Here is a 12,565-nt window from a genome sequence, read left to right on the forward strand (position 1 = left end):
GAACGCCATCCGTCCCTTCGTCATCGGCCGCAAGAACTGGCTGTTCAGCGACACGCCCAAGGGCGCTACCGCCAGCGCGCAGATCTACAGCCTGATCGAAACTGCCAAAGCCAACGGGCAAGAGCCTTACGCCTGGTTGCGCCACATCCTTGAACGCCTGCCGACCGCCAGTAGCGTCGAGGATTACGAAGCGCTGCTGCCGTGGAACTGCTCGCCAGCTTCTGCCTCTGCTTCCTGAAATAAAAACCGTCCGCCAGGACGGGGTTTATGGAGCGTTTACAGTGAGAAAGTCCAAGCGGATTTCCTTGTGGAGCGCCTCCAGCTGCAAATCCGTATTGGCTGATGGCTTAAGCGGCAAAGCTTCCACGTCGAAAACTGCCGTGTCTGGTTCGGGCATTCCGGCAGCCATCAGGCTGTTCTCAAAACCGTTTTCGATCAGTTCCAGTTGCAGATGTGCCGGAATCGGCTGCAGGTGGTAGACCTGCCCTCGAACACGACGATCCTCATCCTGCGCAACCCAGCCCGCGCGCACTAATCGACGAATCTGCTCATACACATAGCGGCGCACATCGGTGATACGAAAATGTGTACCACTCAGGCGAGCGGCATAGGCATCGCGCAGTTCACGGGTCGTAAAGGTTGTACGCCCTTGCTCCTGAAGCAGCTCATACAGACGCCTGTCGAAGATAAACGAGGCCGATTTCATTGAGGCACCAGAAGAGTTAGCGCAAGAAAAATGCGGATTATAGTCCGTGGCCCGTGCATCCGCAAACGCACGATAGTGCCGCCTCAAGTTAAATTGAGACGGTCATGGATAAGTTGGCGAAAGCGTTAGGGGAACGCATCCGAGTGCAGAGGAAAGCCTGCCGGATTTCCCAGGATGCATTGGCGCTGGCGTGCAATATCGACCGCAGCTACGTTGGACGGATCGAGCGTGGCGAGGTCAACATCACCGTCGAGAAGCTCTACCGCATCGCAGGCGAACTCGCCTGCGATCCTTCAAGCCTTCTGCCACAGCCATCTGAAATCTAACCCGAGAACGTAATACGGTCAGACCGCAGCGCCGCTACTACCTTGTCCCAAACCGCCAGTCGCCGTCAGCATCTTCAAAATCACCAAGGCAAACGCCCGGCTCTTGGTCTCGTTATCCAGCACTTCCAGCGACAGCTTTTCGTGGTCGGTCATGGCGTCCAGCACGGTGTCCAGCACGCGCTTGGGGAATAGGCCGTGCATCACTTGCTCCACGGAGTGGTTGTTCACTTGAGCCATTACATCTTCCTGGCGGCTGATGCGCTGGGCGATGCCGGTGAGGAACTGCAGTTGGTCCTCATCGCTCACCTCGGCACCAAAGATATCGTTCAGCGCTTCGATGATTTCTGACAGGCGTTTCTTCTCCGGGTCATGCGGTTTACCGCTGCCCACGTCGCTGCCGGGTTTGAGGGTGTATTCGCCATCTTCCTCACTCAGTCGTAACTGGTGCTCGGCGCGCTTGCTCAGGCGGTAGTGGCTCAGTTGCAGCTCGCCCACGTCCACGTGGTCTTGTTGCAGGCGATCCACGCGCAGCAGTGGGTGCAGGTGCTTGGCGTACACGCACAGCTGCTCCAGCTCGCGGTCCTCATAAGGCACGATCTGTGAGAGGAATTCGTACAGGCGCACAAAGCTCTGCAGGTTCTTGCGGAACAGGTCGAGCTGGTCCACCTGCTCGCCGGCCTCTTTCAGCGCGTGCTCAGCTTTTTTCAGGCCGGCGCTGTCACCGTTGGCTTCGGCTGTACGCTTGTAATCCAACGCCTGCTGGCGCGACTCCAGCGAGAAGGCATAACGCTTGGCAAAGCGCTCCTTGGCCGGTGTGCAGTAGTAACTCAGCTTGCTGGCCGCCGCCTTGGGGTCGAAGAAGGCCATGGCGAACGCCTCGACCTCCTGCCAGTGATAGATGCCCTCGGCATCCAGCTTCTTCTGCAGGTCATAGATGATCTGCGGATCGGTCACATCGGTCAGCTCGGCCTTGGTGTAGTAAGGCAAGAAGGCGTCGAGAATGTCCTGCGGCTCGTTGAAGAAGTCGAGGATGAAGGTTTGCTTGCTGTCACCGAAGGTGCGGTTCAGCCGCGACAAGGTTTGCACGCAGTCCACGCCTTGCAGCTTCTTGTCCACGTACATGGCGCACAGCTTGGGCTGATCGAAGCCGGTCTGATACTTGTTGGCCGCGATCATCACGTTGAAGTCTTGAGTGTCGAACGCCTGCGCCAGGTCACGACCATTCAGGCCGGTGTTGAGCAGGCTGCTGCTTTCCGTCACCTCTTCGGGGATCACCTCATCCGGCAATACGCTGCCAGAGAAGGCCACCAGCGGGTGCACATCGGCGTATCCCATCTGCTGCACATAAGCCTTCACTGCCAACTGGTAACGCACCGCTTCCTGACGGCTGCTGGTGACGACCATGGCTTTGGCCTGGCCACTCAACAGACCACGGATATTGGCGCGGAAGTGCTCAACGAGCACCTCGACCTTCTGGCTGATGTTGTACGGATGCAGCCGCACCCAACGGGCCAGCTTGATGCGCGCTTTCTTGCTGTCCACCTCGTCGTCTTCGCCATCCGGGTGGGCGATCTTCCAGGCGGTGCTGTAGGTGGTGTAGTTACGGAGCACGTCGAGGATAAAACCCTCCTCGATGGCCTGGCGCATGGAATACAGGTGGAACGCCTCGGGCTTGTTGCTGGCACTGGCCGGCAGCGTCGGGTCGGCCGGGCGCCCGAACAGCTCCAGGGTCTTGGCCTTGGGCGTGGCGGTAAAGGCGTAGTAGCTGATGCGCCTATTCGGTTGGCGCGCCTGCACGGCGGCGTCCAGCAGCTCTTCGGCGCTGATTTCTTCCCGCTCTTGGTTATCAGAGCCGAGGGCATCACTGCCGAGAATCTGTTTCAGCTTGCTGGCCGATGAGCCGGTTTGCGAGGAATGCGCTTCGTCGGCGATTACCGCATAGCGCCCGCTGGCCAGCTTGGGGTACTTGTCCAGGGCATCGAACAGCGCCGGAAAGGTCTGGATGGTGACGATGATGATGCGCGTCTGCTCGGCCAGCGCTTCGGCCAATTGCTCGGATTTGCTCTGGCTGCTGGTTTCACGGTTGATCTGCTTGACCACGCCCTGAGCGTGCTCGAACTGGTAGATGGTGTCCTGCAGCTGCTTATCCAACACGGTGCGGTCGGTAATCACGATCACCGAGTTGAACAGGCGCTGGCCGACCTCGTCGTACAGCGAGGCCAGTTGATGGGCGGTCCAGGCGATGGAGTTGGACTTGCCCGAGCCGGCGCTGTGCTGGATCAAGTAGCGCTTGCCCGGCCCTTCGGCGCGGGTGGTGTTAATCAGCGTGTTGACCACTTCCCACTGGTGGTAACGCGGGAAGATCATCGTCTCCTTGGTTACCGGCGTGCCGTCGAAGCCTTCGCTGGTTTTCTTGTCCAGGTGCAAAAAGCGCCCCAGCACCTTGAGCCAGGCATCCGGCTGCATCAGGCGTTGTCACAGGTAGCTGGTGGCGTATTGGCTGTCATCCTCAGGCAGCGGGTTGCCCGCGCCGCCTTCCGCGCTGCCGAGGTTGAACGGCAGGAAGAAGGTGTCTTTACCCGCCAGCTTGGTGGTCATCGCCACTTCATTCTGGCCCACGGCAAAGTGCACCAGCGCGCCGCGCTTGAAGGTCAGCAGTGGCTCGGGCTTGCGCGTCAGCGGGTCTTTTACCGGACGGTCGTAACGGTACTGGCGCTTGGCGTTTTCCACCGACTGCTTGAACTCGCTTTTCAGCTCCAGCGTGGCGGTGGGGATGCCGTTGACGAACAACACCAAGTCCAGCCTTGGGTTGTAGCTCTGCCCACTGCTACCAGCCTCACGCGCATGCGGCGAGTAAGACACCTCCGGCACCACGCGCAGGCGGTTGTATTGGTAACGCTTGAGGGTGTCCGGGTTCATGCCGTGGTCGGGCTGGAAGCTGCACAGTTCCACCTTCACCGCCGGCAGCTTGAAGCCATGGCGCAGCACATCCAGGGTGCCGCTCTGCTCCAGCTCGCGCACCAGCTTTTGCACCAGCACATCATCCGGATTGTTCGGGTTGGCCTTGGCGAACTTGTCCCAACGCTCCGGCCAGGCGTCCTTGAAGTAACCCAGCACATCTTCGGTATACAGCGCCGTGCGCCGGTCATAGCCGCTGGCGGTGCCGACTAGCCAGCCTTGGGCGGCCAGGGCGTCGATAATGTCTTGTTGAAACTGAGCTTCCTTGCTGTCCGCCATTACACGGCCTCTTGTGCTAGTTCGGGAGATGGTGCGCTGGCCGGAGGCTGCCAGCCGCGTACGTCGATTTTGCCGGTGACGGCGGCGGAGATAAGGGCGGAGCGGCGCTCATGCAAGGTTGAACAAAGCAACTCCGCCTCTTTTTGAAGTACCCCATACTTGGATAGCGAGGCGTTAACCGAGCGCACTATAGCTTTCTGCTCATCCAAAGGAGGCAAAGGCATTTTATGCTGAATAAAGTCTGAAACCTTTACACTGCTCAGAATGCTTTCTTTATTAGTTGCTTGCATTGCCATAAATGCAGCACCTGACTTCAAGTAAATCCCCATAAATCCAGGCTCAATATCGTAATCACACCTGAACCCAACAATATTTTGCAAAATTACATAATCAGGGTTTTCACCAACCACTCCAACCTTGCCTATGGTTCCAACCGTGACCATAAGAACGTCCCCAGGAGCCACATCATCCCTTACGAACTCAGAGTGGCTTTCTTCGGAAATGTACTTACTGAAATCTGATGAGCACTCCATTGCCTCATCGGAAAGCTGCCTAGCCTCCAATATAGGTATCCCACTATCTATATAAGATGGTGACCGGCCTCGGTTATCGATTATCGCCCCTTAATACCAAAATAGAATTTTCTCACACCCCAATGCGCAGGCACCTCACCTAGCCACTCAACGCCAGAGTCTTTCATTGGCACCATGGGGTCGAGGCCTTTGGTGACGGCGTGGGAGATCACGGCCTGGCGCTTTTCCTTGAGCAGTTCGATCAGGCGCTGCTGCTCTTCGATCAGCGCGTCGATGCGGGCGGTTTCGTGGTCGAGGAAGCGGGCGATTTGGATTTGTTCTGCGAATGGCGGCGTCGGCATACTAAAGCGGCTAAGCTCATCGCCAGATATCTCAAGGAACGTTGAGCCTCTTCCGCGATTGTTCAGCTCGTCTTTAGCTGTCAGCAGGACGAATGCAAAATAGACTGCATGTACGTTTGCATTCGGCACTAACCCTTTGCACCCCTGATTCGTACACATACCTCTCAATGCAATCGCTAGTGAACCGATCGGCGCTCTCGTAGAAAGAATCAAGCTCCCAGCTGGAAGAAGGGTTGTACCGCAGGAAGCAAGACCTTTGGCTGTGATAGTTCTTTTAGATGCATCAAGAAAGAATGAAGACAGGCCACTCAAATCAGCCGGAGTTACCCAAGCAATATCGCCGTCCCAATTGACTTCATCAGGCGTTGGAGTGGAGCCGCTTTCGATTTTGAACGATCTCTTTAGCGGACTTGCCGACCAGTGATCAGGAATAGTGCCAATCCACTCGCCGCCAGAATCCTTGTAAGCCGGATATGCCGGAAAACTACTCGGGCTTTCCCTGCCCTCGTCCTGCGGGCCAACGGCTGCGCCGTTGTTCAAATTTGCTCCCGACAAATTTGTCATGCCGACAGCCCCTCGATCATCTGCTTGATGCGGTCGGTGCAGGCTTTCAGGTCGTTGTCGATGGCCTCCAGCGGGCGCGGCGGCTGGAAGACGTAGAAGTGGCGGTTGAAGGGAATCTCGAAGCCGACGATGCCCACATCGCCGTCCAGCGCATCGGTTTTGCTTTCGTCGATCCAGGCATCCGGCACATGGGGGATGACTTCGCGCGCAAAATACTCATACACCGACTCGCCCAGCGGCACGTTCTCGTTATCGCGCAGGCCAGCATCGGCTTCCGGCTGGCCCTTGATGGTGCAGATATCCGCTTCGGGGTCGCGCTCGCTCAGGGCGCTCATCAGGGCTTTGAGTTCCGGCGTACTTAGGCTGACGCTGTGCGCGCTGAGGGCCTTTTTCAGCAGCTTGCTGAACTGCTCGCGGTTACGGTGCAGCGCGCTGGCGTCCATGGTTTGTAGGGCGGCCAGCAGCTGTTGCTGGGCGGCGCTGTCGAGCTTCTGCAGGGCTTTTTCTTCCAGCACCTTAGCGATGCGTTCGGGGCTGGTCTGGAAGTTCAGGCGCAACGGTCGCTCGACAGTGATGCGCCGGTAGCCGAAGGCGTCGATGGGGAAGATCTTGCTCTGCGCGGTTTGCTCAAAGCTGCCATACAGGCGCACCAGCTCGCTGATTTGATCCTCGGTGATGTACTGACGCTTGCTGCCCAGCGACTTACGCATTTTGGCGTAGTGCTGGCTGCCGTCGATCAACTGCACCTTGCCCTGGCGCGCGGCGGCTTTGTGGTTGCTGAGTATCCACACATAGGTGGCGATGCCCGTGTTGTAGAACATGTCGGTGGGCAACGCGACGATGGCTTCGACCAGATCGTTCTGCAGCAGGTAGCGGCGAATCTCCGACTCACCCGAACCCGCGCCGCCGGTAAACAGCGGCGAGCCGTTGAGGATGATGCCGATGCGCGAACCACCGTCGCGAGGGTCGCGCATCTTGCTGACCAGGTGCAGCAGGAACAGCAGCGAGCCGTCGGACACCCTTGGCAGGCCTGGACCGAAGCGGCCATCGAAGCCCTTGTGGCTGTGTTCGTCGGTGATCTGCTTCTGCACCTTCTTCCATTCCACGCCGAACGGCGGGTTGCTGAGCATGAAATCGAAGCGCTTGTCGGCCAGTTGGTCGTTGGACAGGGTGTTGCCGAGCTTGATGCTGGCCACGTCCTGGCCCTTGATTAGCATGTCCGCCTTGCAGATGGCGTAGGACTCGGGGTTGAGCTCCTGGCCGTGCAGCGACACGCTGACTTTCTCGCTGATGGACTGGATGTATTCATCCCCCTCAGACAGAAAGCCGCCGGTGCCGGCGGTTGGATCATAGATGGTGACGATGCTGTTTGGCGCGAGCTTGTGGTCCTGATTAGTGATCACCAGCGAGGTGGTGAGGTGCACGATATCGCGCGGGGTGAAGTGCTCCCCGGCCGTTTCGTTGGAGCTTTCCGCGAACTTGCGGATCAGCTCTTCAAAGATGATGCCCATGCCGAAGTTGCTGATGTACTCGGGGCTTAGATCAGTGGCGGCGAAACGCTGCACCACTTGGTACAGCAGGTTGGCGGTTTCCAGCTGCTGGACGAAATCTTCAAAGTGGAAATGCTCGAAGATCTCGCGGGCATCCTTGCTGAACGCCTGCACGTAGCTCATCAGGTCGGCAGCGGTCTGGGTGTCGGACAGGGTGCCGAGGGTCAGCGGCGAGGCGTTGAAGAACTGTTGGCCAGCGGCGCGTAGCAGGATCATCTCGCGCACGGTATCGGGACGGCCTTCCTGCGCAAAGGTCTGCTTGATCACCTCATCCTTGGTCGGCGCCAGCACGCATTCCATCCGGCGCAACAGGGTAAACGGCAGGATGATGCGACCGTACTGGGACTGCTTGAAGTCACCGCGCAGCAGGTCGGCAATCGACCAGAGAAAGGCGGCCGTCTGGGAATGGTTTTCCGTATTCACGCAACTGCTCCTTGGAATACGCGCAAAAACGCGAGTCTAACTTAGATGGCGGTTTTCACTTCACCTGCACAGCCAGAACTTTTTCAATGGCATCACGGAAACCCGGCTTGTGGATCGTCCTTCTCTTCACATCCACCAATTCGCCCCTGCTGCCAATCGACAGCCCCACTAGGCCAAGCGACGCCGGATCAATCGCAGCTTTCAACGCTGCCAACTCAGCATCATTCAAGAGCGGCCGAGTGGAAACGGCTTGTCCCGCTGTGCTTCCCAGGATGATCGGTGCGCCACTGTACTTAGCCTTCCGCGACTCCTTGGCCTTGAGCGCCCGCAACTCTTTGGCGAGCAGCCTCACGCTCATGCGCAGCACTGGGTCTTGGATGTGTTCGATCCAATCATTTGGATCAGCCTTTGTCTTACTGGCCTTGGGCAGCGACACGAGTCTCCAAGACTGGATCAGTTCCCGGTAATGCGCGCCGGTCGTATTGACGATGGACTTTTCCCCGGGAACCGGCAGCCCACGGTCTTTGCCAAGGGTGATGATGGTCTTGTAGGAGAAGTCCGAGGAATGCCGCTCATGCAGCAGCCGACACGCTTCATTGATGGCTTCCAGGCTGCGCTTGCGGCGGCTATCGCTGGCCTCGCTCATCAGCCGCCCGTAGGTGTCCTGCGGCGAAACAAGTTGGTCACTCATTAATAGAAGCCTCGTGGGTCAACTGGCACACGCGATTGGGATTAGAGAGAAGCTGTTTGATCTCGGTCGAAATGCGCGTCAGCTCCGGCTCGTGAGCGTCGATGTCGAGCAGCATCAGGTCGCCCGAAAACAGGTCGTCGATCTTTTCCCAGGACCCTAAACGCTGAAGGAGAATCCGGTTCATCTCGTTGGCAACGACCAGCTTCTGTTCGTCATCAAGCCTGTACATGGTCGGTGCCAAGCCGTTGTTCTCGGCCATACGGTCGATGGCCTGGGCGATCAGCGGCACGGCGCGCGAGGGATTGGCCGACCGATAGATAGTCGCGTTCTGGCAGATTTCGGCCAGCAAATGGTAGTTGGTCTTGGACTCTTCAAAAGCGACACCGACTTCGGCAAGATCGCCACCGGCGATTAGTCTGACGCCATTCTCGCCTTCGCCGCTCTGCTCGCCTTCTTTGATGAGTTTCAGGCAGCCTTGGACATAGTGATTGAGGGCTGCATAGTCAGTCAGCAGGCCGTCGAGCTTCCCGGCGCTGAGTTGCTGGTTGGCGCTCGCCTGCTTTCGAATCGAGTGCTGAGTGTCCGGCTGATTGGCCTGGCAGGCGTCATACCAGTCCTGTTCAAGCCGACCGACCTCCGCCGCGTAGCTCTGAAAACGTGCGCTTTCCGCGTGAATCTCCAACGCGAGTTCGTTGGCCAGCGCCACCAGGCCGCCAAGGAACGGAACCCCGGTGACAAAGAACCGACATCGCGGGCAATTTTTCTGCCCGAGATAGCCCGCCTCGACAGGGGCATAAAGACTTTCAACTTTTCTCTCGGCCACAGCCTCGCCGCCGATTTGGCATGCAGCGCCTGACATGGGACAGATGCCGTGATCGAATACCACGCAGGCCGAGTTCGGCACGTCAGATTCGAGCAGCAAGCGATTTCCGTCCGTTGCAATCAGTTGATGGCGAAGCGGCTGTAATCCCTGTGTGCTTACCGCTTCGGCATGGCGCTGAGTTGAGATCTGTGCGGCCCGCTTCTCAGTCTCGCCCATGGTGCGGCGCATCTGATCGTTGTTCAGCCTGATGTAGTAGATCGTCATCACTAGCGAGGCATGACCAACAAGCTTGGAGATAAGGTGAATAGGCGCTTCGCCGTCTGCGATGAACGCCGTGATCAGACTGACACGCAGGCTGTGCGGTGTGTAGGGGCTGATATAGCGCTTATTGTTCGCTTTGGAGCCGGGACTTTCGCTGGCAAGGTTTTCGCCAGTGCGCTGAATCGTGTAGAGCAATTCCGGCAAAGTATGAGTGAAAGCCGTTGTGGTGAATGCCGGCTGACCCGAGGCGTCCGTGCGGAACAGAAAGCATTGGGTGCCACGTGCCTGCAAAATCTTCTCATTGGTTTCGGCACGAAGCTTGATATCAGACCAGCGCGTCGGCTCTTTCAGCGGGTTGTACTTGGCTTGCCAGTCTCGCAGCAAGAGGAACCAATAGAGCAAATCATCAGGAATCCACTCAACTTCGTAGCCACCCTCCTGGCGTCCGGTCTTGTTGGTAGTCACATAGAGCTTTGGCGCGCCCTTGTCGCCGCGCTGTACCGCAGCCTGCGGGCGACGCTTCTTGCTCCCTTTCCCAGCCAGGGGGCCGATGTTCTTCTCCCAGCGAACACCGCCATGCTCAGCATCGAGAACGGCTATCTCGTTATCCGCCTCGCCGCTGTCCAGCCAGAGAATCTGTTGGCCGCGCAGCGGAAAACGCAGCAACGTGTAAAGCGCCACAAAGCGAACAGGCGACCAAATCTGATAGCTGTTTACCACTTCGCGCTTGTCTTTCATCTTGCGGTCAGCCTTGACCACGCGCCAGATGCAGTTCGGGTCGTCGCGGTCGATCAACGACTCGTCCACATAAATCCAGTCGGCGCGGGTCGCAAAAAAGTCTTGTAGGTGCGGCAAATCCGTCAGGCTCGGCCTTGTCTGCAATACCTGTTCGCCGTTCGGCACGAGGAAATTGCGCGCCCGGAGGATATATTCATAACCAAGCGGCGGCTTGGTGGACTGGTTGGGCCGGTAGGCCTGCAAGCTATCTGCAAAGCCGGCCAGCACCGTTTGAAAGGGGTTCCGGAACTCAGCAAGCACAATGCGCTCGTCCGCGTCGGCATCGGTGCAGTGTTCATCCAAAAGCCAGCCGAAAAAGGCCGTGATAGCAGCGTGATAAGGCCTTTTTAGGGACTCGGCTTGGGCCTCGATGAACTGATGATAGGCCTCGATGGGGAATGGATTAGCGCGTAGCAGCAGGTACCTGGGTTCGTCGGGAAACCTCTGAACCCGATAGAAACCGCCCACAAAAAACCTGATCGCGGATTTCTTTGTGGAGATGTTCGTTTGGGTCTTCAGCCACCGCTCAACATTTGCCCACATAAGTGGGTAGTCGGCTAGCGCAGCGCTAGGATTGTCATTACCGAGGAACTCGTACCAGTCCACCCAGCCAGCGTCGGCATAGATCTTACCGGGCCTGGCCGGCAGCCGCGGGTCTTCGCTGTAGCGGCTATTGTAGTCGGGCTGATTCTTGATGCCCAGCGCCTGGGCTGCCGCCTGGGCCTCGGCGTAGGTCGGGTAAAAGTCGGGCCGTTCATTACCTAGCAGCCTGTCGGACTTTTCCCCTCGCCGGTAGAATTGCGCATCGCTCCTGGAACCTGACTGTATGAGCCGCTTTCGACCGATAAACCGCGAAATCGACTACTTGCTCCCGCCGTCGGTGCAGGACTGGCTGCCCGAGTCACATTTGGCGCGCTACGTGGTGGAGGTCGTAGAGGGCCTGGATCTGTCGAAGCTGGAGAGCGTCTATGCGGGCCGTGGCAGCGCTGCCTACCATCCGGCTATGTTGCTGTCGTTGCTGATCTACGGCTATGCCACGGGTGCGTATTCAAGCCGCAAGATCGAGCGAGCCAGCTATGACTCCCTGGCGTTCCGGTTTATCGCCTGCGACCAGCACCCGGATCACGACACCCTGGCCAGCTTCCGCCGTCGCCACGGAGAGCAGTTCGCCGCGACCTTTGTGCAGGTACTGCAAATCGCGCGCGAGAACCAAGTCTCGCGTTTTGGCACGGTCAGTCTGGACGGCACCAAGATCCACGCCAATGCCTCGCGGCACAGCGCCCTGTCCTATGCTCACGCCGAGAAGATCGAGGCCCAGCTAAAGGCCGAGGTCCAGGAGATGCTCAAGCTGGCAGAAGCGGCCGATCAGAGCGACCTCCCCGACGGGGTCAGTCTGCCCGACGAGATCAAGCGGCGCGAAGACCGCCTGGCCGCCATAGCAGAAGCCAAGACCAAGATCGAAGCGCGGGCCAAGGAACGCCTCGAGCGCGAGCAGGCCGAGTATCAAGCCAAGCTGGACAAGCGCGAGGCCAAGGAAAAGGCCAACGGCAAGAAGCCTGGAGGCAAACCGCCGAAGCCGCCGCAGGTGGGCCCGCGCCCGGACGACCAGATCAACCTGACCGACGAAGAGTCGCGCATCATGAAGGTGGCTGGTGGCGGCTTCGAGCAGTGCTACAACGCCCAAGCGCTGGTCGATAGCGAATCCATGTTGGTCATGGCGCCGCATGTGACCCAGGCGGGCAACGACAAGGAACAGGTCGTACCGATGCTGGCCAAGCTTCAAGCGCTTCCCGAGGAGCTGAACCAGCCGGAGAAATTCCTGGCCGATAGCGGCTACTTCAGCGAGAAGAATGTCGAAGCCTGCGAGGCCGCCAGGATCGAGCCCCTGATTGCCGTGGGCCGCGACGCCCACCATCGGCACTGGCGCGAGCGTTTCGAAGAGCCGGCAGCGTCATCGGAGCCGACCAGTCCGGTCGACAAAATGAAGCACCGACTCAAGACCAAGGCCGGGCGCGCGGCCTATGGGCAGCGCAAGCAGACGGTGGAACCGGTATTCGGAATCATCAAGTCGGTGATGGGCTTCCGTCAGTTCCTGCTGCGCGGTCTGGCGAATGTCCAGAACGAATGGACCCTGGTGTGCCTGGCGTGGAACTTGAAACGCATGGCCACGTTGCGCCCGCATTCCGTTCAAAATGCGTGAACAGAGGCTGAATCCGCTCGAATTCAGGAAATTCAGGGCAACAACCGGTTAAAAACGCTCAAATAGTGGGCAATTCGCTTTGTCTTTGTCGCGCTCTGTCCATTTATGAATTCAAGTCCGACAGGCTGCTAGG

Annotated in this window: 6 protein-coding genes and 5 pseudogenes; 3 read left to right on the forward strand and 8 right to left on the reverse strand. The window is 58.5% G+C overall.

The window, feature by feature from the left end; genetic code table 11:
* Window positions 1–238: transposase domain-containing protein (locus DBO86_RS01710; protein ID WP_146173174.1), on the forward strand; the 238-nt coding region annotated here is incomplete at its 5' end.
* Window positions 239–280: 42 nt separating this feature from the next.
* Here DBO86_RS01710 and DBO86_RS01715 read toward each other — a convergent pair.
* Window positions 281–706 (reverse strand): annotated as a pseudogene (locus tag DBO86_RS01715) (hypothetical protein); the annotation flags it as partial.
* 104 nt (window positions 707–810) lie between these two features.
* Here DBO86_RS01715 and DBO86_RS01720 point away from each other — a divergent pair.
* Complete coding sequence (locus DBO86_RS01720) at window positions 811–1,032, forward strand: helix-turn-helix domain-containing protein (protein WP_044316198.1); 222 nt, start codon at window positions 811–813, stop codon at window positions 1,030–1,032.
* An 18-nt stretch (window positions 1,033–1,050) separates the two neighbouring features.
* Here the strand turns inward: DBO86_RS01720 and DBO86_RS01725 are convergent.
* The 7 genes and pseudogenes from DBO86_RS01725 to gmtZ all read right to left on the reverse strand — a co-directional run bounded on the left by DBO86_RS01725 (window position 1,051) and on the right by gmtZ (window position 11,090).
* Window positions 1,051–4,269: pseudogene (locus DBO86_RS01725) on the reverse strand (type I restriction endonuclease subunit R).
* A pseudogene (locus tag DBO86_RS27195) lies at window positions 4,269–4,385 on the reverse strand (restriction endonuclease subunit S); the annotation flags it as partial. The pseudogenes DBO86_RS01725 and DBO86_RS27195, both read right to left, overlap by 1 nt.
* Before the next feature lie 78 nt (window positions 4,386–4,463).
* Window positions 4,464–4,802: pseudogene (locus DBO86_RS27200) on the reverse strand (restriction endonuclease subunit S domain-containing protein); the annotation flags it as partial.
* A gap of 112 nt (window positions 4,803–4,914) precedes the next feature.
* Window positions 4,915–5,707: pseudogene (locus tag DBO86_RS26170) on the reverse strand (restriction endonuclease subunit S); the annotation flags it as partial.
* Window positions 5,704–7,680 carry a type I restriction-modification system subunit M gene (locus tag DBO86_RS01740; RefSeq protein ID WP_108232833.1) on the reverse strand — a complete coding sequence of 659 codons (1,977 nt, stop codon included), beginning with the start codon at window positions 7,678–7,680 and terminating at the stop codon, window positions 5,704–5,706. The gene DBO86_RS01740 and the pseudogene DBO86_RS26170, both read right to left, overlap by 4 nt.
* Before the next feature lie 55 nt (window positions 7,681–7,735).
* Window positions 7,736–8,371 carry a gamma-mobile-trio protein GmtX gene (gene gmtX / locus DBO86_RS01745; protein ID WP_074861141.1) on the reverse strand — a complete coding sequence of 212 codons (636 nt, stop codon included), beginning with the start codon at window positions 8,369–8,371 and terminating at the stop codon, window positions 7,736–7,738.
* The gene (gene gmtZ, locus DBO86_RS01750; RefSeq protein WP_341865932.1) at window positions 8,364–11,090 is read right to left on the reverse strand and encodes a gamma-mobile-trio integrase GmtZ; all 2,727 of its coding nucleotides are present in this window, start codon (window positions 11,088–11,090) and stop codon (window positions 8,364–8,366) included. Before gmtZ ends, gmtX begins: the two co-directional genes overlap by 8 nt.
* Between gmtZ and DBO86_RS01755 the strand changes: the two genes are divergently transcribed.
* The gene (locus DBO86_RS01755) at window positions 11,059–12,432 is read left to right on the forward strand and encodes an IS1182 family transposase (RefSeq protein WP_003458619.1); all 1,374 of its coding nucleotides are present in this window, start codon (window positions 11,059–11,061) and stop codon (window positions 12,430–12,432) included. The genes gmtZ and DBO86_RS01755 overlap by 32 nt on opposite strands.
* Window positions 12,433–12,565: the final 133 nt, after the last annotated feature.

The sequence above is a fragment of the Ectopseudomonas oleovorans genome, from assembly GCF_003052605.1.
GTDB lineage: Bacteria > Pseudomonadota > Gammaproteobacteria > Pseudomonadales > Pseudomonadaceae > Aquipseudomonas > Aquipseudomonas oleovorans_A.